20 protein-coding genes are annotated in these 19,386 nt (G+C 58.3%); 12 read left to right on the plus strand and 8 right to left on the minus strand.

Annotated elements, in window-relative coordinates:
- Nucleotides 1–87 precede the first annotated feature (87 nt).
- The gene (gene dprA, locus ACP15U_RS14865) at nt 88–1,233 is read right to left on the minus strand and encodes a DNA-processing protein DprA (RefSeq protein WP_425045936.1); all 1,146 of its coding nucleotides are present in this window, start codon (nt 1,231–1,233) and stop codon (nt 88–90) included.
- 229 nt (nt 1,234–1,462) lie between these two features.
- The gene (gene tldD, locus ACP15U_RS14870; RefSeq protein ID WP_425045937.1) at nt 1,463–2,884 is read right to left on the minus strand and encodes a metalloprotease TldD; all 1,422 of its coding nucleotides are present in this window, start codon (nt 2,882–2,884) and stop codon (nt 1,463–1,465) included.
- Nucleotides 2,885–3,060: 176 nt separating this feature from the next.
- On the opposite strand from tldD, the gene coxB reads away from it, so the two are divergent.
- The 11 genes from coxB to ACP15U_RS14925 all read left to right on the plus strand — a co-directional run bounded on the left by coxB (nt 3,061) and on the right by ACP15U_RS14925 (nt 12,900).
- The gene (coxB, locus tag ACP15U_RS14875; RefSeq protein WP_425045938.1) at nt 3,061–3,906 is read left to right on the plus strand and encodes a cytochrome c oxidase subunit II; all 846 of its coding nucleotides are present in this window, start codon (nt 3,061–3,063) and stop codon (nt 3,904–3,906) included.
- Nucleotides 3,907–3,989: 83 nt separating this feature from the next.
- Nucleotides 3,990–4,946: a heme o synthase gene (gene cyoE, locus ACP15U_RS14880; protein ID WP_425045939.1), complete on the plus strand. Its 957-nt coding sequence runs from the start codon at nt 3,990–3,992 to the stop codon at nt 4,944–4,946.
- Nucleotides 4,943–5,104, plus strand: a complete 162-nt coding sequence (locus ACP15U_RS14885; RefSeq protein WP_425045940.1) for a hypothetical protein — start codon at nt 4,943–4,945, stop codon at nt 5,102–5,104. The genes cyoE and ACP15U_RS14885 overlap by 4 nt, the downstream gene beginning before the upstream one ends.
- On the plus strand, nt 5,104–5,679 hold the full coding sequence (locus ACP15U_RS14890; RefSeq protein WP_425045941.1) for a cytochrome c oxidase assembly protein: 576 nt from the start codon (nt 5,104–5,106) through the stop codon (nt 5,677–5,679). The genes ACP15U_RS14885 and ACP15U_RS14890 overlap by 1 nt, the downstream gene beginning before the upstream one ends.
- Before the next feature lie 23 nt (nt 5,680–5,702).
- Nucleotides 5,703–6,518, plus strand: a complete 816-nt coding sequence (locus ACP15U_RS14895) for a cytochrome c oxidase subunit 3 (protein ID WP_425045942.1) — start codon at nt 5,703–5,705, stop codon at nt 6,516–6,518.
- 89 nt (nt 6,519–6,607) lie between these two features.
- Nucleotides 6,608–7,279 (plus strand): SURF1 family protein, encoded by a 672-nt coding sequence (locus tag ACP15U_RS14900; protein WP_425045943.1) that lies wholly within the window; start codon nt 6,608–6,610, stop codon nt 7,277–7,279.
- Between the two features lie 5 nt (nt 7,280–7,284).
- Entirely contained in the window at nt 7,285–8,673 is a 1,389-nt protein-coding gene (gene thrC / locus ACP15U_RS14905; RefSeq protein ID WP_425045944.1) for a threonine synthase, read from the plus strand.
- Nucleotides 8,670–9,932, plus strand: coding sequence for a M16 family metallopeptidase (locus ACP15U_RS14910; RefSeq protein WP_425045945.1), 1,263 nt, complete (start codon nt 8,670–8,672; stop codon nt 9,930–9,932). The genes thrC and ACP15U_RS14910 overlap by 4 nt, the downstream gene beginning before the upstream one ends.
- Complete coding sequence (locus ACP15U_RS14915) at nt 9,932–10,516, plus strand: GNAT family N-acetyltransferase (protein ID WP_425045946.1); 585 nt, start codon at nt 9,932–9,934, stop codon at nt 10,514–10,516. The genes ACP15U_RS14910 and ACP15U_RS14915 overlap by 1 nt, the downstream gene beginning before the upstream one ends.
- A gap of 101 nt (nt 10,517–10,617) precedes the next feature.
- The gene (locus ACP15U_RS14920) at nt 10,618–11,442 is read left to right on the plus strand and encodes an MBL fold metallo-hydrolase (protein WP_425045969.1); all 825 of its coding nucleotides are present in this window, start codon (nt 10,618–10,620) and stop codon (nt 11,440–11,442) included.
- Nucleotides 11,443–11,481: 39 nt separating this feature from the next.
- Nucleotides 11,482–12,900 carry an FAD-binding oxidoreductase gene (locus ACP15U_RS14925; protein WP_425045947.1) on the plus strand — a complete coding sequence of 473 codons (1,419 nt, stop codon included), beginning with the start codon at nt 11,482–11,484 and terminating at the stop codon, nt 12,898–12,900.
- A gap of 60 nt (nt 12,901–12,960) precedes the next feature.
- Here the strand turns inward: ACP15U_RS14925 and ACP15U_RS14930 are convergent, their stop codons facing one another.
- From ACP15U_RS14930 to ACP15U_RS14950, 5 genes are all read right to left on the minus strand, one after another.
- Nucleotides 12,961–13,500 carry an adenine phosphoribosyltransferase gene (locus tag ACP15U_RS14930; protein ID WP_425045948.1) on the minus strand — a complete coding sequence of 180 codons (540 nt, stop codon included), beginning with the start codon at nt 13,498–13,500 and terminating at the stop codon, nt 12,961–12,963.
- A gap of 84 nt (nt 13,501–13,584) precedes the next feature.
- The gene (locus ACP15U_RS14935; protein WP_425045949.1) at nt 13,585–14,214 is read right to left on the minus strand and encodes a LysE family translocator; all 630 of its coding nucleotides are present in this window, start codon (nt 14,212–14,214) and stop codon (nt 13,585–13,587) included.
- 60 nt (nt 14,215–14,274) lie between these two features.
- Nucleotides 14,275–15,309, minus strand: coding sequence for a DUF418 domain-containing protein (locus tag ACP15U_RS14940; protein WP_425045950.1), 1,035 nt, complete (start codon nt 15,307–15,309; stop codon nt 14,275–14,277).
- 1 nt (nt 15,310) lies between these two features.
- Nucleotides 15,311–16,186 (minus strand): S-methyl-5'-thioadenosine phosphorylase, encoded by an 876-nt coding sequence (locus ACP15U_RS14945; RefSeq protein WP_425045951.1) that lies wholly within the window; start codon nt 16,184–16,186, stop codon nt 15,311–15,313.
- 72 nt (nt 16,187–16,258) lie between these two features.
- Entirely contained in the window at nt 16,259–16,831 is a 573-nt protein-coding gene (locus ACP15U_RS14950) for a hypothetical protein (protein WP_425045952.1), read from the minus strand.
- Between the two features lie 179 nt (nt 16,832–17,010).
- Between ACP15U_RS14950 and ACP15U_RS14955 the strand changes: the two genes are divergently transcribed.
- Nucleotides 17,011–18,645: a SulP family inorganic anion transporter gene (locus tag ACP15U_RS14955; RefSeq protein WP_425045953.1), complete on the plus strand. Its 1,635-nt coding sequence runs from the start codon at nt 17,011–17,013 to the stop codon at nt 18,643–18,645.
- Between the two features lie 81 nt (nt 18,646–18,726).
- Here the strand turns inward: ACP15U_RS14955 and ACP15U_RS14960 are convergent, their stop codons facing one another.
- Nucleotides 18,727–19,332 carry a flavin reductase family protein gene (locus ACP15U_RS14960; RefSeq protein ID WP_425045954.1) on the minus strand — a complete coding sequence of 202 codons (606 nt, stop codon included), beginning with the start codon at nt 19,330–19,332 and terminating at the stop codon, nt 18,727–18,729.
- Nucleotides 19,333–19,386: the final 54 nt, after the last annotated feature.

Below are 19,386 nucleotides of genomic sequence, written 5' to 3' on the forward strand. Positions count from 1 at the left end.
TGGTGCGCAAGCCCTGATTGTCAATCCGTGCCGTCGAGGTGTCGCCAAATCACATTCTGCGGTTGATCGCAGAAGGCCCGGCGACCCCTATGGGGTCAGAGACAGCAACCCGCCCGGCTGTCGGGTGATCTTGCCGTCCAGCTCGAGATCTACGAGGGCAGGGCCCACCTCGCCCGCCGAGGCTGCCAAATCCCGGATCAGTTGGTCTTCTGCCAAAGGAGAAGGTCCGAGTCGCTCAAGGATCTGTCCGTGCAGGACAGCGGTTTCCCGCAAGGTCTTCCGTTCCGGCCGCGGCGGCATCTGCGCCATGAGCTGACGCAAGCTCGGCTGATATGTGTCCCGCTTGGGCAAGGCCGAAAGAACATCCTTTGCGCTTCGGACAAGGTGTGCGCCGTCACGGATAAGAATATTGCACCCTGCTGCGCGGGCGTCGAACGGGTGGCCGGGTACGGCCAGTACTTCCCTGCCTTGATCCAGCGCGTCCCGGGCAGTGATCAGGCTTCCGGATTTGGCTGCGGCTTCGACCACGATGACGCCGTGGGCCAAACCGGAGATAATGCGATTGCGACGCGGAAAATGCCGCGCCTGTGGCGAAAGCCCCATCGGCTGCTCCGACAGGCGAACACCGGTTTTTCCGATTTCCAGTGCAAGCTTGGTGTTCTCGGCGGGATAGATGACGTCCACACCCCCTGCCATGACGGCAATGGTGCCTGATTTCAGGCTTGCTTCGTGAGCCGCCGTGTCAATGCCACGGGCGAGGCCGGAGACCACAACATACCCCTCTGCCGCCATATCCTGAGCCAGCGCGCGGGCCATACGGGTTCCAAGGGAAGACGCATTGCGGGCGCCGACCAAGGCCACCATCGGGCGATGTAGCAGCGATAGATCTCCTGTCGCCCAGAGAACCGGTGGTGAATCGTCGATCTGGGCAAGTGAGGCGGGGTATTCCGGGCCGCCAAGGCACAAAAGTCGCGCGCCGGCGACTTTTGCGGCCTTGAGTTCGGCTTCGATTACGCCGGCAGGGCATATTTCATACCCGTTCACTCCAGCTGCGCGTGCCACATCGGGCAGCGCATTCAGCGCGTTCTGCGCTGAACCGTGCTCGGCCATCAGCCGGCGGAACGTTGCCGGGCCAACCCTGCGCGAGCGCAGCAGACGAAGCCACGAAAACCGGTCTTCTTCCGTGGTGGGTGGGAGTGGGGGGTGAATGGAAGAAAGATATTCCTCGGTCATCCGTTGCTCCGCCTGCTTGCCAATACGGTTTAAGGCCCACGGAGTTAACAGCCCGTGAACAAGAGAGAATTCACCTCAATATTTTTGCATCGCAAACACGAGATTTCATTGAAATCTGTTATAATTCATGTGCTTAAGGATTTTCTGAGGGCAATGGCAATAGTGGGGCAATTGATAGTTTGTCTTCAATTGCCCCAAACACATTTACCACTTTGCGGGAATCAAATCCTCAGGCCGAAGACCCGCCAACGGTGAGCCCGTCCATCAGCACGGTGGGTTGGCCGACCCCCACGGGCACCCACTGACCGTCCTTACCGCAGTTTCCGAGACCGGGATCCAGTGCCATGTCATTGCCCAGCCCGCGGATCCGCGTTAGCGCCGAAGGACCGTCGCCAATCAATGTCACGCCTTTGACAGGGGCGCCAACCTTTCCGTTTTCGACACGATAAGCCTCGGTGCAGGAGAAAACGAATTTGCCGTTGGTGATGTCGACTTGTCCGCCGCCGAAGCCAACCGCCCAGATCCCGTTCTTGATTTCAGAAACGAGATCATCAGGATTTGCGTCTCCACCCAACATGATTGTATTGGTCATGCGGGGCATCGGTTTATGGGCATAACTCTGTCTGCGCCCGTTGCCTGTGGGTTCCATGCCCATAAGGCGCGCATTCTGTCGATCCTGCATGTAACCGGTGAGAAATCCGTCTTCGATCAGGACTGTGCGGCGTGATGGCGTCCCTTCGTCATCCACCGAGATTGATCCGCGGCGATCGGGGATCGTTCCGTCATCCACAACCGTAACGCCCCGGGCAGCCACCTGCTTGCCCATCAATCCAGCAAAGGCGGACGAACCCTTACGGTTAAAATCGCCTTCCAGCCCATGCCCGATGGCTTCATGCAACAGGATACCCGGCCATCCCGGGCCAAGAGCCACTTCCATTACACCGGCGGGCGCGGGAACGGCTTCGAGGTTGACCAAAGCGATCCGCAATGCCTCGCGTGCCTTTCCTTGCCAGTCAGCGGGGTCGATCAACCCGTCAAGGCCGACACGCCCGCCGCCGCCCGCTGTGCCGGTCTCACGTCGGCCGTTCTGTTCGACGATTACGGAGACATTCACACGTGTCATCGGCCGAACGTCGCGGACCCGCACGCCGTCGGGTCGCAGGATTTCGACTTCTTGTAACGCAGCCGCCAACGTTGCCGTCACCTGCACCACTCTGCTATCCAACGCGCGGGCGAAGGCGTCGATTTCCCGCAGGGTGTCGACTTTGACAGGGAATGTCGCCGAGTCGATCGGATCGGAATCACTGTATAGCCGCGCATTTGACGGCTTGGGCGGCTCGGCAAACGTGCCGCCGCCGTCGCCGACGGCCAGCCTTACTGTCTCGGAGGCGCGTCTGAGGGCGGGAATCGAAACATCCGTGGAATGTGCGTACCCCGCGACCTCACCGTTCACGGCCCGCAGCCCGAACCCCTCGGTCGCATCGTAACTCGCAGTCTTCAGACGGCCATCATCATAAACCAGAGCTTCAGATTTACGGCGTTCCACAAAGAGTTCGCCATCCTCGGCCCCGGCGGTTGCTGTCTGCAAAACACCAAGGGCTTCGTCCATCGGAAGCGCTGTTTCGAACGGTTGAAACGGGTCTTGGGCCATGGTCTGGGTCCTCGGTAATTGATCTAGATCAAGAAAAGCGTCCGTTTGACGCAAGCATTTTGCTTTATCTGCTCCCCGGAATATGATTTCTAGCGACGCTAAAGACAACGGGACCACACCGATTTCCGACTCGGGCGGGGTCGCAGAGACTAAAGATCAAACGATCAGGACACGACATGAAGAAAGCTTTGACGCTATCGGCGCTTTTCGCCACCCTTACGAGCCTGCCTGCAACTGCACAGGAAGGCCTTGAGATCATTGGCAAGCCCGTGGACGGCAAGCTTGGGTTTCAACCCGCAGTAACCGAACTCGCGCGTGATTTGCAGTCGCTGGATTACATGGTTCTGGTGATCATCACGATCATCAGCCTGTTCGTGGCTGGGCTGATCGTCTGGGTGATCTTGCGCTATAACCGCAAGTCGAACCCGACGCCGGCGACCTTCACCCACAATACACCGGTTGAAATCGTCTGGACGGTTGTTCCGATTCTCATCCTTGTGTTCATCGGCGCCTTCTCGCTACCGGTTCTGTTCAAGCAGCAGGAAATCCCCGAAGGCGACGTCACCATCAAGGTGACCGGCTACCAGTGGTATTGGGGTTATGACTACGTCGATGAGGGTTTTGGCTTTGAAAGCTTCATGCTCGACCGCGAATCTCTCGAAGAGCATGGCTATGGTCAGGACGAGTATCTGCTGGCGACCGACACAGCCGTTGTTGTCCCGTCGGGCAAGACGATCGTTATGCAGGTGACCGGGGCAGATGTGATCCACTCCTGGACCATCCCCGCCTTTGCCGTGAAACAGGATGCCGTTCCCGGCCGTCTGGCAGAACTCTGGTTCGAAGTGGACGAAGGGCAGGAGGGGATCTATTTCGGTCAGTGTTCCGAGCTTTGCGGCAAGGACCACGCCTACATGCCGATCACCGTCAAGGTTGTCACCGAGGCCGAGTATCAGGAATGGCTGAACACCGCGAAAGAAGAATTCGCAGGTGTCCCACAGGCCATTCAGGTCGCCTCGAACTAATCTGAAGGAGGGGGTAGCCCTCCGATTGACCGATTTGTTGGCTGCGCGGGTTTCGCGCAGCTTTCGCCACCAAGGGACCGCAGATGAGCGACGCAAGCATCAACGCAAGCACAGCCCGCGCCGAAGGCCACGAGAACGAGGCCGGCTTTGGCGATTACTTCGCTTTGCTGAAGCCACGAGTCATGTCGCTGGTGGTGTTCACGGCTTTTGTCGGACTGATGGCCGCGCCCGCGTCGGTGCATCCTGTCGTCGGCTTTTGTGCGATTCTGTTCATCGCTATCGGAGGCGGCGCATCGGGCGCTCTGAACATGTGGTGGGATGCGGATATCGACCGTATCATGAAGCGCACAAAACGCCGCCCCATTCCGTCCGGTAAGGTTGAAGAGGGCGAAGCTCTGGCGCTGGGGCTGGCCCTGTCTGGTATGTCGGTTATCATGCTCGCACTGGCCACGAACATCTTTGCCGGCGCTTTCCTTGCATTCACCATCTTCTTCTACGTGGTTGTCTATTCCATGTGGCTGAAACGCTCGACGCCACAGAATATTGTCATCGGTGGCGCAGCGGGTGCCTTTCCGCCGGTGATCGGTTGGATTGCTGCGACTGGCTCCATGGCGATCGAACCCTGGCTCATGTTTGCGCTGGTCTTCATGTGGACCCCGCCGCATTTCTGGGCGCTCGCGTTGTTCATGCGCTCGGACTACGACGACGCAGGCGTTCCAATGCTGACAGTGACCCACGGCCGCCCGGCGACCCGCCGTCACATCTTGGTCTATACGGCTTTGCTGGCGTTGTTTGCGCTTGGCGCGGCTTTCTCCGGCATCGGTGGGCCGATCTATCTGACTGTTGCCGTGGTGATGAACGCACTGTTCCTGCGTGGTGCATTCCGCATCTGGCGCCGTGACGAAGACGCCTCTGAGGCAGATAATTTCAAGGTGGAGCGTAGCTTCTTCAAGCTTTCGCTGCTCTACCTGTTCCTGCATTTCGGCGCGATCCTCGCCGAAGCCCTGCTCAAGCCCTATGGGCTGGGAGGCTGGGCATGACCATCCGCGCGACACATGATCTGCACAAACGCCGGTTCGGGCGCAATCTCGGCGTGGCGCTGACACTGGTCGGCTTCATCGTGATTGTCTTTGGCCTTACCGTGGTCAAAGTGACCCGTGGCGATTTCGAACCCCCGCGCGCAGAGGTGCAGAACTGATGGCGTTGAAGGGACCTCAGAAAACGGTTGCCCAGCTGGTGGCGCTGGTTCTGGTAATGGGCGGGTTGGCTTGGGCCTCGGTTCCGTTCTACGACTGGTTTTGTCGGGTCACCGGCTACGGCGGGGCCACCGGAGTCGCCGAGGCCGCTTCGGATGAGATCCTGAACCAGACCATCAAAGTCCGCTTCGACGCCTCCAAGGACCGCAATATGCCTTGGGAGTTCACACCGGTTCAGCGTCAGATGGAACTCCGTATCGGTGAGACGGGGCTTGCTTTCTACGAGGCTTACAACCCGACCGACCGCCCCGTGGCGGGATCCGCGAGCTATAATGTGGCGCCGTATTCGGCCGGAGCATTCTTTGAGAAAATTGCATGTTTCTGCTTTGAAGAGCAGGTCCTGCAACCGGGGGAGCGGGTTCAAATGCCCGTGACCTTCTTTGTCGACCCGGAAATCGTGAACGATCGGGACGGCCAATACGTGCACACGATCACGTTGTCATACACATTCTACGAAATCGACCTGCCCGAAGGCTATGCGGCCCTCGAAACGCAGACCGACACAAACACGAACTAAAAGCCGTTAGGTGAGGGACACTCATGGCACATGCTAAGAACCACGATTATCATATTCTAAACCCCTCGATCTGGCCCCTTCTGGGCGCGATCGGAGGGTTTGTCATGCTGTTTGGCGCCGTGCTCTGGATGCACGGTATAACATCGTGGTTGTTCTGGATGGGCCTCGTGGGCGTTCTCTATACGATGTTCGGTTGGTGGTCCGAAGTGGTGTTGGAAAGCCGTGTTGGCGACCACACACCGGTTGTCCGAATCGGACTGCGTTACGGGTTCATCCTGTTCATCATGTCCGAGGTGATGTTCTTCTTCGCCTGGTTCTGGTCCTTCTTCAAACACGCGATGTATCCGATGCAGGAGTACATCGGCACCGAGTATATCCAACCCGATATTCACACCGTCGATCCCTTCCACCTGCCGCTGATCAACACCGTTGTTCTGCTGCTGTCCGGCTGCGCAGTAACTTGGGCGCACCATGCTCTGGTTCATGAAAATGACCGCAAGGCGTTGATTCAGGGTCTGTCCATCGGGATCATTCTCGGTGTCGCGTTTACGTTTCTGCAGGCCTATGAATACGTGGCGCTTCTGACCCACGATGGCTGGGAATTTGGCAATGACGTGTTCTATTCGAACTTCTTCATGGCAACCGGCTTCCATGGTTTCCACGTGATCATCGGCACGATCTTCCTGTTCGTCTGCCTGTTGCGTGCGCTTAAGGGTGACTTCACCCCTGAGAAGCATGTCGGTTTCGAAGCTGCAGCTTGGTACTGGCACTTTGTTGACGTTGTCTGGCTGTTCCTGTTCTTTGCTGTCTACATCTGGGGCCAATCGGTCCTGCACTAAGACGGTTGCAAAACCGGACATTCGAGTTCAAAACCCACAGCGCGCGAGGCAGTCTCGCGCGCTGTTTTTTGTCCAGACCGGACCTTTTGATGCGTCGTATCCTGTTCTTTCTGATTTTCGGCCTTTCAGGTCTTTCGGTGCTGTTGAGCCTCGGCTTCTGGCAAGTGCGCCGTCTGGAATGGAAGAACCAGATTTTGGCCGAGATCGAGGCGCGGATCTCGCAGCCGCCCGTGTCTTTGCCTGCCTCGCCGGATCCGAACACAGACCGGTTTCTTCCGGTTGCGGTGCACGGTCAGATGCAGCCCGAAGAAATCCACGTTCTGGTGTCGGTCAAAAAAGTCGGTCCGGGTTACAGGGTCATATCTCCTTTCATCGGTGACGATGGACGTCGGATCCTTGTTGATCGAGGATTTGTTTCGACAGACGGCAAGCAGGCTGAACGGGTAAGCGGTTCGATGGAGGTCACTGGCAACTTGCACTGGCCGCAGGAAATCGACAGCTTCACCCCTGATCCGGATCTCGAAGGAAACATCTGGTTCGCCCGTGAAGTGACCATGATGGCCAAAGCTCTAGATACCGAACCCGTACTTGTGATCGCCAAGTCGGAAACAGACCCGACCGTGACGCCGTTGCCTGTGGACACAAGCGTCATTCCGAATGATCACTGGCAATATGCCGTGACGTGGTTCGGCCTCGCCCTTGTCTGGGCGGCCATGACCCTCTATTTCCTGTGGCGCCCCGGCGTCCGACCCAAGAGCTGAGACCGATGAAATACATATCGACCCGCGGGCAGGCGCCCGAGCTGACTTTTGAAGAAGCAATGCTGACCGGTCTGGCCCGGGATGGCGGGCTGTATGTTCCCTCGGATATTCCGCAAATGAGCAGCGAAGAGATCGCGGCTCTGTCCGGCTTGCCTTACGAAGAGGTCGCCTTCCGAGTTATGTGGCCATTCGTCAGCGACTCCTTTTCCGAGACCGAGTTTCGCGGAGCCATCGACAGGGCCTATGCCGGTTTCGGCCACATCGCGCGCGCGCCCCTCAAGCAGCTTGCAGCCAACCATTTTCTGCTGGAACTGTTCCACGGTCCTACGCTGGCCTTCAAAGACTTTGCCATGCAACTGATCGGCCAGCTGTTTCAGGTTGCTCTGGAGCGGCGCGGCGAGACCGTGACCATTGTTGGTGCCACGTCCGGTGATACCGGCTCGGCTGCCATCGAAGCGTTTCAGGGGCTTGCGGCCGTCAACGTCTTCATCCTGTATCCGCACGGCCGGGTCTCCGAGGTGCAGCGTCGCCAGATGACCACACCGGATGCCGCCAACGTTCACGCGCTGGCTCTGGACGGCGACTTCGATGACTGCCAGGCCCGGCTGAAGGACATGTTCAACGATTTCGAATTCCGGGACGGTGTGCGTCTGGCCGGGGTTAATTCGATCAATTTCGCACGTGTTCTGGCTCAGGTTGTCTACTACTTTTCGGCGGCGGTGTCGCTGGGCGCTCCGGACCGCAAAGTATCGTTCACGGTGCCCACGGGCAATTTCGGTGACATCTTTGCGGGTTTCATTGCCAAGCAGATGGGCCTGCCGATCGAGAAGCTCGTTGTGGCCACCAACCAGAACGACATTCTGCACAGATGTCTCAACGGTCAGGGCTATCACAAGGGTGAGACCATCCCTTCGATCAGCCCGTCCATGGATATCCAGGTCAGTTCGAATTTCGAACGGGCGCTTTTCTATGCCTACGGTCAGGATGGCAATGCCGTGGGTCAGCTAATGGATGAGCTCAAGTCGGGTGGTTTCGAAGTCAGCCAAGGCGCGATGCAAGCCCTGCACGAAGTCTATGAATCGGGTCGGGCATCCGAGGCGGAGACATTGGCGACGATAAAATCGACACTTCTATCGAGCGCCGAACTTGTGTGTCCCCATACTGCGGTCGGCATCAAAGTTGCCGACGAGGTCCGCTCGGCCGATACCCCCATGGTCACTTTGTCAACAGCCCATCCCGCCAAGTTTCCTGCCGCAGTCGAAGAAGCAAGCGGTATGCATCCTCCTCTTCCACAGCGCATGTCGGATCTGTATGACAGGCCGGAACGGGTGACCCGCATCGCAAATGATCTGAGCACTCTCGAAGATCACATCAGAAAGCACATCGCCAATTGACAGTTCAACAGAACCAGCTCTCCAACGGTTTTCGCATCGTTAGTGAACAGATGCCCGGCCTGCAATCCGCAGCCATCGGCATCTGGGTCACAGCAGGTGGACGCCACGAGCGGATCGAGCAGAATGGTATAGCTCATTTTCTCGAACACATGGCCTTTAAGGGCACCGAGCGCCGCTCGGCGCTGGAAATCGCAGAAACAATCGAAGACGTGGGTGGGTATATCAACGCCTACACGTCGCGAGAGGTAACAGCCTATTACGCGCGCGTCCTGAAAGACGACGTCGCGTTGGCGCTTGATGTCATCGGTGACATCGTTCTTAACCCGGTGTTTGATCCACGGGAAATCGAAGTCGAGCGCGGGGTCATCCTGCAAGAGATCGGTCAGGCGCACGATACGCCAGATGATGTGATCTTTGACTGGCTTCAGGAAGAAAGCTATCGCGACCAGCCCTTGGGTCGGACCATTCTGGGCCCGTCTGAGCGGGTCAGCAACTTCTCGCGCGAAGACCTGTCAAAATTCGTGGCTGAACACTATGGCCCCGAACAGATGATCCTGTCGGCTGCCGGAGCAGTTGACCACGATCTTTTGGTGAAAACGGCCGAAGAAATGTTCGGCCATCTTGAGCCTCGCTCGAGCAGGCTCGTGCAGCCAGGGCGTTTCACCGGCGGCGAAGCGCGGCGCGAAAAGGGGCTGGAACAAGCCCATTTTGCCCTTGCTTTTGAAAGCCCGGGCTATCGCGATGACGAGATCTACACTGCGCAGATCTATTCAAGCGCCTTGGGCGGTGGCATGTCTTCACGCCTGTTTCAGGAAGTGCGCGAAAAGCGGGGGCTCTGCTACACGATCTTTGCGCAAACGGGCGCTTATGCCGATACCGGGACGACGACGATCTATGCCGGCACCTCAGGCGAGCAACTGACGGAACTGGTTGGCATCACTATTGACGAGATGAAGCGCGCCGCCGACGACATGACCAGAGAGGAAGTGGCCCGGGCTCGCGCACAGATGAAGGCAGGAATGCTGATGGGGCTGGAAAGCCCGTCGAACCGGGCCGAACGGCTGGCGCGTCTGGTGCAGATCTGGGATCGTGTGCCGTCACTGGATGATACGGTTTCGCGGATCGACGCGGTCACAACAGAGAATGTGCGCAGTTTTGCCGAGCGCCTGGCATTGCAGTCGCCTGCTGCGCTGGCATTGTATGGTCCGGTAGCCGATGCGCCAACTCTGGCGAATTTGCAGGAGAGGCGCGCGGCTTGATGCTGCTGGTCAGACGCAAGCTGAAGATCGAAACGGAGCGACTCAGCCTGCGTCCGCCTGTTCACGCCGATTTCCGGGAATGGTCAGAATTGCGACGGATCAGTCGCAATTACCTTACCCCGTGGGAACCCAGCTGGGCCCCCGATCATCTGAGCCGAAAAGCGTTTACCAACAGGGTTTACTGGGCTCAGCGTTCGGTGGCGGGCGGATCTGCCGTTCCCCTGATGATCTTTCGGCGCTCCGATGATGTGTTGGTTGGCGCAATCACGCTGGACAATATTCGCCGGGGGCCGGCGCAGTCCGGCACATTGGGGTATTGGACCGGCCAGTCCTTTGCGCGGCAGGGCTACATGCGTGAAGCAATCGGGGCGGTGGTGCACTATGCCTTTTCCCAACTCGAACTGAGCCGCGTCGAAGCCGCGTGCCTGCCCGAAAACCGTGCCTCGCGTGGTTTGCTGGAAAGTTCGGGCTTCAAGTACGAAGGCGTTGCCCAATCGTATCTTCAGATCAATGGTCGATGGCGAACCCATGTTCTCTATGCATCATTGCGGTCGGACCGGCGAGGTAAGACCGATGTGGGCTGACTGAGGGTCAGCAGATGCGCCAATCTGGCAATCGCGGTGGAACACCGGGGTCCTGCGAACAAGGGACGTGACCGGCGGCCAATTTGTTCTATCCTAATTACATGCGCTGTATTTCGCTTGCCATCGGTTTCCTCCTGCTTTCGGTCCCTGCGTGGTCGCAGGAACGGCGTCCGAGTCATTGCGTCGCGATTGCAGATGCGGCTCCCGGGATCAACTATCTGCACAAGGCCTCATGGGCTGAGCCCGTTCCGGACTACACGGTTCGGATCAGTTACATCGCTCACGCGAGCTTTCTCCTGCAGACGCCGATGGGTCTCAATGCGATTACCGATTTTACTGGCTTCATTGGCGGAACCGCGATGATCCCGGATGTGGTGACCATGAACCACGCCCACGAAACCCATTGGACAGCGTTCCCTGACCCTGCCATCCCTCATGTACTGCAAGGCTGGGGGCCCTTTGGCGAAGGAGTGGAGCACTATCTTGATTTGGGAGAATTGCTGGTTCGCAATGTCTCGACGGATATCAGATCGGATTTCAGCGGTGTGGAACCCAAGGGCAATTCGATCTTTGTTTTTGAAGTAGAAGGGCTTTGCATTGGCCATCTTGGTCACCTGCACCACATGCCAACTGACGCACAGTTTGCGGCCTTGGGGCGAGTAGACATTGTAATGGCGGCGGTCGATGGTGGAACGACGCTTGCCCTGCCCGAAATGATCCGGGTGCTCGACCGATTGAAATCTTCGGTCATCATTCCGATGCACTGGTTCAGCGGGCATTCGCTGGCTGCATTTCTCGCCGGAGTTTCCGATCGCTATCTAATCCAACGGGAAGGGGTGAGCTCGCTTGAGGTGTCACTGGCCACCCTGCCAGACCGTCCAACGGTGATTGTGCTGGAACCGCGCTATCTGCGCGACGATGAATGAGACTTGCATTGGGCGCATGGCGAGGGCAGGGAATAGGGCATGATACTGAACCCTGCTGACGAGAGCTTTGCCGCCCGGCTGCGGCTGGTGTTGCCCGAGGACGTTTTCCGCCCTGTCGAAGAGCGCTATCTCGAAGAGCCGCGTGGGCGTTATCACGGTCAAGCAGGTTTGTTGGCGTTGCCGCGAACCGTGAACGAAGTGTCGGCACTGGTTCGTGAGGCAGCGGCAGTCAAGGTGCCCGTAATCCCATATGGCGGTGGCACCGGTTTGGTGGGCGGGCAAGTGGCGCCCGAGGGACCGGCACCGTTGGTGCTGTCTTTGGAGCGGATGCGGGCTATACGTGGCGTCTATCCGTCGGAAAACGTTCTTGTCGTTGAGGCCGGCGCCATTCTGGCAGACGTGCAAGAGGCTGCGCGCTCTGTGGACCGTCTTTTCCCGCTTTCTCTTGCGTCCGAAGGCTCAGCACGAATTGGTGGCAACCTGGCGAGTAACGCCGGCGGAGTGAACGTTTTGCGCTATGGGAACGCACGGGACCTCTGCCTTGGTCTCGAGGCCGTACTGCCAACCGGCGAGATCTGGCATGGTCTCAGCAGGTTGCGAAAAGACAACACAGGATACGATCTGCGAAACCTGTTGATCGGCTCAGAAGGCACCTTGGGGGTGATCACAGCCGCGTCGCTCAAACTGTCGCCAATCCCGGCCGGAACAGGAACCGCGATGATCGTGGTGCCTTCACCGGACGCGGCAGTGGAGTTGCTGGCGCTCGCCCGCGAGCAACTGGGCGAGGGAGTTAGCGCCTTTGAGCTAATCCACCGGCAGGGGCTCGAATTCCTGAGCGAAGAGCTTCCGGATGTGCGCCAGCCTTTCTCCGACCTGCCGGAATGGGTGGTGTTGATTGATTTGGGGCTGGTGAAAGGCATAGACCCCACCGGTGCTCTGGAAGCTCTTTTCGAAACGGCGTCTGAAACTGGATTGGCGCTAGATGGGGTGATTGCCGGGTCCGAAGCCCAGCGTGCCGAATTGTGGTCGGTTCGCGAGCATATCCCCGAGGCCAACCGAAGGATCGGCTCGGTTTCGAGCCATGATATCTCGATCCCGATTTCGGATATCCCGGAATTCATACGCAAAGGGCAGAGCCGCGTTGCGAAAATCGGAGAATTTCGCATCAACTGTTTCGGGCATTTAGGTGATGGCAACCTGCACTACAATGTCTTTCCGCGCTTCGGGCGGGATCGGTTGGAGTATGAAAACCAACGCGAAGCGGTCAAGCAAGCGGTGCACGACCTCGTCCATGAAATGGGTGGATCGGTCAGTGCGGAACACGGTATCGGACGTCTGAAAACTGCTGATCTTGAACGCTATGGAGATCCGGCAAAGCTGGCGGCCATGCGGGCGATCAAGGCAGCGCTGGATCCTTTGGGGATCATGAACCCCGGTGCCGTTCTACCGGCAAACTGATCGGTGAGGTGTGGCTGCGATTCGTAGCTGACCGATGGCGATTTCTTTGACCCCGAGCGTTCAAAGTCCCTCAAAGCTGCAAAGCGCGTGAACATCCATTCCCATCGCTTCCAGCTTTTTTCGGCCGCCCAGTTCGGGCAGGTCGATAATGAATGCACACGAGATGATTTCACCCCCAAGGCGTTCAATCAGCTGAATTCCCGCAGCGGCGGTGCCACCGGTTGCCAACAGGTCGTCAACGACGAGGATTTTTTCCCCGGCCTGAATGGCATCGTCGTGAATCTCAACGATCGCCTCGCCATATTCCAGTTTATAATCCTGGCTGATCGTCGTTCCCGGAAGCTTGCCTTTCTTGCGGACCGGAACGAACCCGACGCTGAGTTGATGGGCAATCGCACCACCCAGAATGAACCCGCGCGCCTCCAGTCCGACGACTTTGTCGATTCTCTCGCCGGCATAGGGGTGAAGCATTTGATCAATCGCGACCCGGAATCCGCGAGGATCAGCAAAGAGAGTCGTCACGTCGCGGAACATGATCCCTTCATGCGGGAAATCGACGATGGTTCGGATATAGTCTTTGACGTCGGTTGATCTGGGCATGCTGTTCCCTCGCTGGGCCATTTATTGCGGTTTGGCGCAAGGGGGCCTTTGTTGCAAGGGATGAAAGGTCGCTGTCCGTGCGTCCTACGCAGGGCGTCGCAGCAGGGCCGTGGCAACACCCATTCCGACCAGCGTGAGCCCGCCCGCCCGTGTCATGCCGGTGACAACCCGCGGCCTGCCAACGACACGGCGCAACCGATCAGCCAGCAAGGCGTAGGCCAGTGCATTAAGTGCTGCGAGCACAACAAATGTCGCGATGAGGATCCCGAACTGGGGCAGAAGATCAGCCCCTGGCCGCAGGAATTGCGGCACAAAGGCAATGAAAAAGGCAATCGATTTTGGATTCAGGGCTGTCACTGCAGCTGCATGGCCAAACACCGAACGGGGGTTGACGTCGCGTTGACTGGTTGTGGCATGCAAGCCTTCTGACGGGGCGCTGCGTAAAAGCTTGATACCCAGCCAGACGAGATAGGCGGCCCCCACCCATTTGAGCACGGAAAACAGCGTGGCCGAAGCCATGACCAACGCTCCCAGACCTGCCAGCGAAGCGGTCATGGCTATGAGATCTCCGAGCGCAACACCGGCGGCAGAAGCCACGGCAACACTGCGCCCTTTGGACAATGCATAGCTGAGAACAAGGAGCACGGTCGGTCCCGGGATCAGCAGAAGCGCAGTGGAGGCGGCAACAAAGGCAAGCCAGAGTTCAATCGGCATAGCGGGTCTTTCCAACTGGTTTGGCTGGAATAAACGCCGCCAAGGGAACAGGGTCAAGCATCAGCCTGCGACACGGCGCATCAATGCCTCAAGAGGGCCACGGCTGAAGCCCAGTGCCCAAAGGCGGGCATAGACAGAGCTGAGCAGGCAGAAAATCATCGAGATTGCGAAGATCTGCCAAGTCGTCAAAGAGCCGTTCAAAAGGCCGAATTCTTCCAGCACTCCCATGCCCAGGATGATATGCAGTACATACAGAGTCAGGCTTTGCCGCCCCGGGATCACTAGCCAGGAAGACAGGCGCCATTTGTCTAGATAAGGCATGGCCTTCAATATAATGCCGATTGTCATACAGGCAGTTCCGGTGCCTGCAAGAATGTAGAATGGGCCGGGCGGAATCGCCTCGGTTCCCAGTAGAAGGCGCAGTTCGGGATCTTGGGTCAGAAACTGCGGAACCAAGGCGGCGAGCGCGGCCAAAGCGCCTCCCCAGACAAGCCGGTTCAGAGTGCTCGCATCCTGCAGGTCCATCCGGCCAATACGCATGCCGATCAGCAAAAAGGCGACCCATGGGACGACCGGGTGCCAGCCATTGAAGAACGAATGACGCAAAAACCCCGCCAGGGTCCAGACATCGGCATAGGAATAGGTCTCCCAGTTCCAGCCCTTGTCGTAATCAAGGAGGACGAGGCCGAGGCAGCCCAGAAGAATGAAAACAGCTGCTCCTACCCACAAGCCGCGATCCGGTGTGCTCAGGAACGCGGTGCCAACGATGAAGTAGAGCGCGTAGAAATGGAGAATGTCGGCGTCAAAGATCGTCATGTTGATCATGCCGATCACAAAGAGGAATGCAGCCCGTTTCAGCATCAGGCTGGCGGCAGGTTCGGCGAGGGCGATCCCGACACCGGCCAAAATGACAAAGAGCGCGGCTGCGCGCCCTTCCATCGCGTTTGTGAGAGCCGAGGGAAAATCAGCTCCCCCTGAAACCTGTGCGGCGATCCTGAAATTTACCAGAACCATGCCACAAAACGCGAGGAAGCGGGCTGCATCAAGCCCGGTCAGCCGGATTTTGGTTCCTGAATTTCCAGCACCCGGGCTCATATCATTTCAATACCCTGCCGCCGACGGCGTCCAGTTTTGCGAGCAGGGCAGGGTCGCGTTTGTCCGGGGCTGTCAGGATCGCAAAATCTAGGGCACGGTCGCACCCATGCGGACAGTCTTCCCTGTCTGCCCCTAGAAATTTCGGGAGGCCTTTGACCAGCGTGCGACCCTTTTCGGCATTGCCGGTCAACGTTGCGATGATCTCTGCGACATCCACTTCGCCATGATCCGGGTGCCAGCTGTCATAATCGGTCACCATTGCGATCGAGGCATAGCAGAGCTCTGCTTCGCGCGCGAGTTTGGCTTCGGGCATGTTCGTCATGCCGATCACGTCTGCGCCCCACTGCTCCCGGTACATTTTCGATTCCGCCAGAGTCGAGAACTGCGGGCCTTCCATCGCCAGATAAGTGCCGCCGCGATGCACCCTTATCCCGGCGCTCCGGGCCGATCTTTCACAGGCGTCGCTCAGGCGCGGACAGGTTGGATGCGCGACGCTGACATGGGCCACACATCCTGAGCCGAAAAAGCTCTTTTCGCGGGCAAAGGTCCGGTCGATGAACTGATCGACGATCACGAAATCGCCCGGCGCCTTTTCTTCGCGAAAGGAGCCGCATGCGGAAACCGAGATCACATCGGTCACACCGAGCCGTTTCAACGCATCGATGTTTGCGCGATAGGGCACCTCGGTCGGGGAATGCACATGGCCCCGGCCATGACGCGGCAGAAATGCCATTTCGACGCCGTCAAGGGAACCTGTCAGGATTTGATCGGAGGGCATTCCCCAAGGACTTTCGACACTCACCCATTCGGCCGCCCCAAGCCCGTCAATGTCATAAATACCCGAGCCGCCGATGACGGCGATTTTTGTCTTGGTCACGGATGCACTCCCCGATTGGATCAGATTTGACTGCAAGTTGTGGAATGTCGTGTCAGGATTGGCAAGGACGGTTCAGCCGTCGCTGTCCTCCGCCAAAGCCAGCAGGCCACGATGCGCGGATTGCGCGCGGAAATCGGCCAGTGCCGCTCCGAAACCGTCCAGCGACCAGCTGAGATCCTGCTTTTGTCCGTGGCGGTCCCGGAACGTGAACCGAAAGGCTTCACCGTCGAGCATGCTGTCGATCAGAACCAACGCGTCGTCGCCCCTGAAGGTGCAGCTCAGACCGGTCAGGCAGCCCGGAAACCGCGTGCGCCAGATATCGCCCTGCATGGTTTCGATCCGAAACCCGTTCGGAGAGAACAACGTGCCGGGTTCCATGCCGAATTCGACATGGTAGCCTTCGCCTTCGGGTGTGATGAACATGAACTGCACTGCAAATTCTGGCCTTGGCGAGAACACATCGACCCGTCGTAAATAGCACCGCTTCACCAGCGCGCCGTTTTCTTCGCGCTCGTCGCACATCGAATTCCAGATGCCGAAAATGTCGTGATGTGAGACCCGCCAATTGCCTGCGGTGTCATTGCCTTGAAGGTCCTGCGCCAAAGCCGAAGACGATGTGAACAACAACAGCAGAATCCATTTCATAGATGCAGGGATGCTGCTTTGCCCGGCAACAGGCAAGTCACGATGGCGAGAGGGGTGGTTTTTGAGATCAGGTATGGTATGGGCTGCGCGCCGTCTGTTGCCAGAGATCAAATTGATTCCTGTGCTGTTTCGGCAAATACGCGTGCAAGACGCGAACACGAAATCCGTAGGACCCCACCATGCCCCGAGCCCTCTTGGCTTCATTTGCCAGCCGATTTGCCATTCCTGATTTGCGCTGGATGCCGGACGACGGTTTTACCCCGACACGGCTCAGAATTGAACTGCTGTCTGGTCTGACCGTTGCGCTGGCATTGGTGCCCGAGGCGGTTGCCTTTGCATTTGTGGCTGGTGTGCACCCGCTGGTGGGGCTTTACGCGGCATTCATGGTCGGGTTGATTACCGCGCTGATCGGCGGTCGGCCGGGCATGATCTCGGGGGCGACCGGCGCACTGGCGGTGGTGATGGTGAGCCTCGTGGCGCAGCACGGGGTGGAATACCTCTTTGCGACCGTCGTGCTGATGGGGATATTGCAGGTCATTGCCGGGGTGATGCATTGGGGCCGTTTCATTCGGCTGGTCCCGCACCCGGTCATGCTGGGGTTTGTGAACGGTCTTGCGATCGTCATTTTCCTTGCGCAGATGAGCCAGTTCAAGGTTCCCGGAACCATGGAAAATACGGGGCACGGCCTCGGAGGCGGGGAGTGGCTGTCCGGGCTACCGCTGTTCATGATGCTGGGTCTGGTCGGGCTGACAATGGCCATCATCTGGGTCACTCCGCGGATCACCCGCGTGATCCCGGCCCCGCTGGCGGGAATCGGAGTGGTTGCCGCCTTGGTGATCGTTTTCGGCATCGACGTACCGCGCGTGGGTGACATGGCCTCGATCGAGGGAGGTTTGCCGAAGTTCCACATTCCAATGGTGCCCCTGAACTGGGAGACCATTGAGATCATCCTGCCCTATTCGATCATTCTGGCGGCCATCGGTTTGATCGAATCCCTTTTGACGCTGAACCTTGTGGGTGAGATCACCGGAAAACGCGGCGGCGCGAGCCAGGAGTGCATCGCGCAGGGTGCGGCCAACGTGGCGACCGGGTTTTTTGGCGGCATGGGCGGTTGCGCGATGATCGGCCAGTCCATGATCAACGTGAAATCCGGAGGGCGGACTCGTGTTGCAGGGATCGCAGCCGCCCTTTTCCTGCTGCTCTTCATCCTATTTGCTGCACCCCTGATCGAGCAGATCCCACTGGCCGCTCTTGTTGGGGTCATGTTCATGGTCGTGATCGGCACCTTTGCGTGGAACTCGTTCAACATTATGCGCAAGGTGCCGCTGATGGACGCCTTCGTAATCGTGCTGGTGACTGTTGTGACCGTGATGGAAGATCTTGCCGTCGCAGTCGTTGTTGGCGTCATCGTTTCTGCGCTGGCCTATGCGTGGAACAACGCAAAACGCATCCATGCGGTTACCCGTGACTCGGAAACCGAAAAAGGTGCCAAGGTATACGAAGTCAAAGGCCCCTTGTTTTTTGGTTCTGCTGAAGGCTTCGTGGAACTGTTCACCGTTGCAGAAGATCCCGACACCGTCATAGTTGACTTTGCCGAAAGCCGGGTGGTGGATCAGTCGGCGCTTCAGGCAATTGAGGCCGTTGCTGCAAAGTACGAGACCGCCGGTAAGCGAGTTATGCTGCGCCATCTGAGCCGCGATTGTCACCAGTTGCTGACCAAGGCGGGGCATCTGATGGTCGATAGTGATGATGATCCCGAATACGAACTCGCCGTGGATTACTCAGTGCGCACAGGGATTCTGGGCGGACACTAAACCTGAAATCGGTGCAAGCGCGTACTTGATGGGGCGCATTGGCGGGATTTATCCCCTTTGTGGGGGATCCGCCGTTTCGCATCAATCGTCAGGTCGGGCGAGCGGGAACACGTCTCGGACGACCGAATAGTCCCGATACCCTAACCGCGCCAACGGCTGAAAGGTCGTCACGTCGAATTTTCCGTCTCGCAGGCAGTCATCGCGCAGGTGGATGCCGACGACTTCCCCGAACACCACACGGTTCGATGCCCCGGGCAAGGTCACGATTTGGGTCAGTCGGCATTCCAGAGCCGCCGGGGCACCGGAGACCCGGGCACAGGGGATCGTATTGCAGTCGTCGGGGATCAGCCCGGCATGAGAAAACTCATCTGCCTCGCGGGACAGGGTGGCAGAGCTTGCATTCATGGCGTCGCGTTTGGCGTATTCGACAATGTTGACACAGAACACACCCGTCGCTTCGATATTCGCAACGCTGTCTTTGGTGTTTTCCTGATCGTCTTTTGCACCTGTCGAGGCAAACATCACCTGCGGGGGATCGTAAGCGACGCCATTGAAAAAGGAATAAGGGGCAAGGTTGTTGATCCCGTCGGCGTCCCGCGTTGAAATCCAGCCAATAGGGCGTGGCGTTATGATTGCGTTGAACGGGTTGTGGGGCAGGCCATGGCCTTCCTCGGGGCGGTAGAACATGTTCATCTCCAGATGTTTGCTCTAGGGGTAACGAAGTGGTAGGGCGAATGCCAC

Source organism: Primorskyibacter sp. S87 (assembly GCF_049801055.1).
Classification (GTDB): domain Bacteria; phylum Pseudomonadota; class Alphaproteobacteria; order Rhodobacterales; family Rhodobacteraceae; genus JBNAGF01.

Coding starts and splice junctions, on each gene's coding strand:
- ACP15U_RS14900 (WP_425045943.1), top strand. CDS start 6,608: ATGCGTCGTATCCTGTTCTTTCTGATTTTCGGCCTTTCAGGTCTTTCG.
- ACP15U_RS14890 (WP_425045941.1), top strand. CDS start 5,104: ATGGCGTTGAAGGGACCTCAGAAAACGGTTGCCCAGCTGGTGGCGCTG.
- ACP15U_RS14925 (WP_425045947.1), top strand. CDS start 11,482: ATGATACTGAACCCTGCTGACGAGAGCTTTGCCGCCCGGCTGCGGCTG.
- ACP15U_RS14960 (WP_425045954.1), bottom strand. CDS start 19,332: ATGTTCTACCGCCCCGAGGAAGGCCATGGCCTGCCCCACAACCCGTTC.
- ACP15U_RS14940 (WP_425045950.1), bottom strand. CDS start 15,309: ATGAGCCCGGGTGCTGGAAATTCAGGAACCAAAATCCGGCTGACCGGG.
- ACP15U_RS14950 (WP_425045952.1), bottom strand. CDS start 16,831: ATGAAATGGATTCTGCTGTTGTTGTTCACATCGTCTTCGGCTTTGGCG.
- cyoE (WP_425045939.1), top strand. CDS start 3,990: ATGAGCGACGCAAGCATCAACGCAAGCACAGCCCGCGCCGAAGGCCAC.
- thrC (WP_425045944.1), top strand. CDS start 7,285: ATGAAATACATATCGACCCGCGGGCAGGCGCCCGAGCTGACTTTTGAA.
- ACP15U_RS14955 (WP_425045953.1), top strand. CDS start 17,011: ATGCCCCGAGCCCTCTTGGCTTCATTTGCCAGCCGATTTGCCATTCCT.
- dprA (WP_425045936.1), bottom strand. CDS start 1,233: ATGACCGAGGAATATCTTTCTTCCATTCACCCCCCACTCCCACCCACC.
- coxB (WP_425045938.1), top strand. CDS start 3,061: ATGAAGAAAGCTTTGACGCTATCGGCGCTTTTCGCCACCCTTACGAGC.
- ACP15U_RS14920 (WP_425045969.1), top strand. CDS start 10,618: ATGCGCTGTATTTCGCTTGCCATCGGTTTCCTCCTGCTTTCGGTCCCT.
- ACP15U_RS14935 (WP_425045949.1), bottom strand. CDS start 14,214: ATGCCGATTGAACTCTGGCTTGCCTTTGTTGCCGCCTCCACTGCGCTT.
- ACP15U_RS14895 (WP_425045942.1), top strand. CDS start 5,703: ATGGCACATGCTAAGAACCACGATTATCATATTCTAAACCCCTCGATC.
- ACP15U_RS14915 (WP_425045946.1), top strand. CDS start 9,932: ATGCTGCTGGTCAGACGCAAGCTGAAGATCGAAACGGAGCGACTCAGC.
- ACP15U_RS14885 (WP_425045940.1), top strand. CDS start 4,943: ATGACCATCCGCGCGACACATGATCTGCACAAACGCCGGTTCGGGCGC.
- tldD (WP_425045937.1), bottom strand. CDS start 2,884: ATGGCCCAAGACCCGTTTCAACCGTTCGAAACAGCGCTTCCGATGGAC.
- ACP15U_RS14930 (WP_425045948.1), bottom strand. CDS start 13,500: ATGCCCAGATCAACCGACGTCAAAGACTATATCCGAACCATCGTCGAT.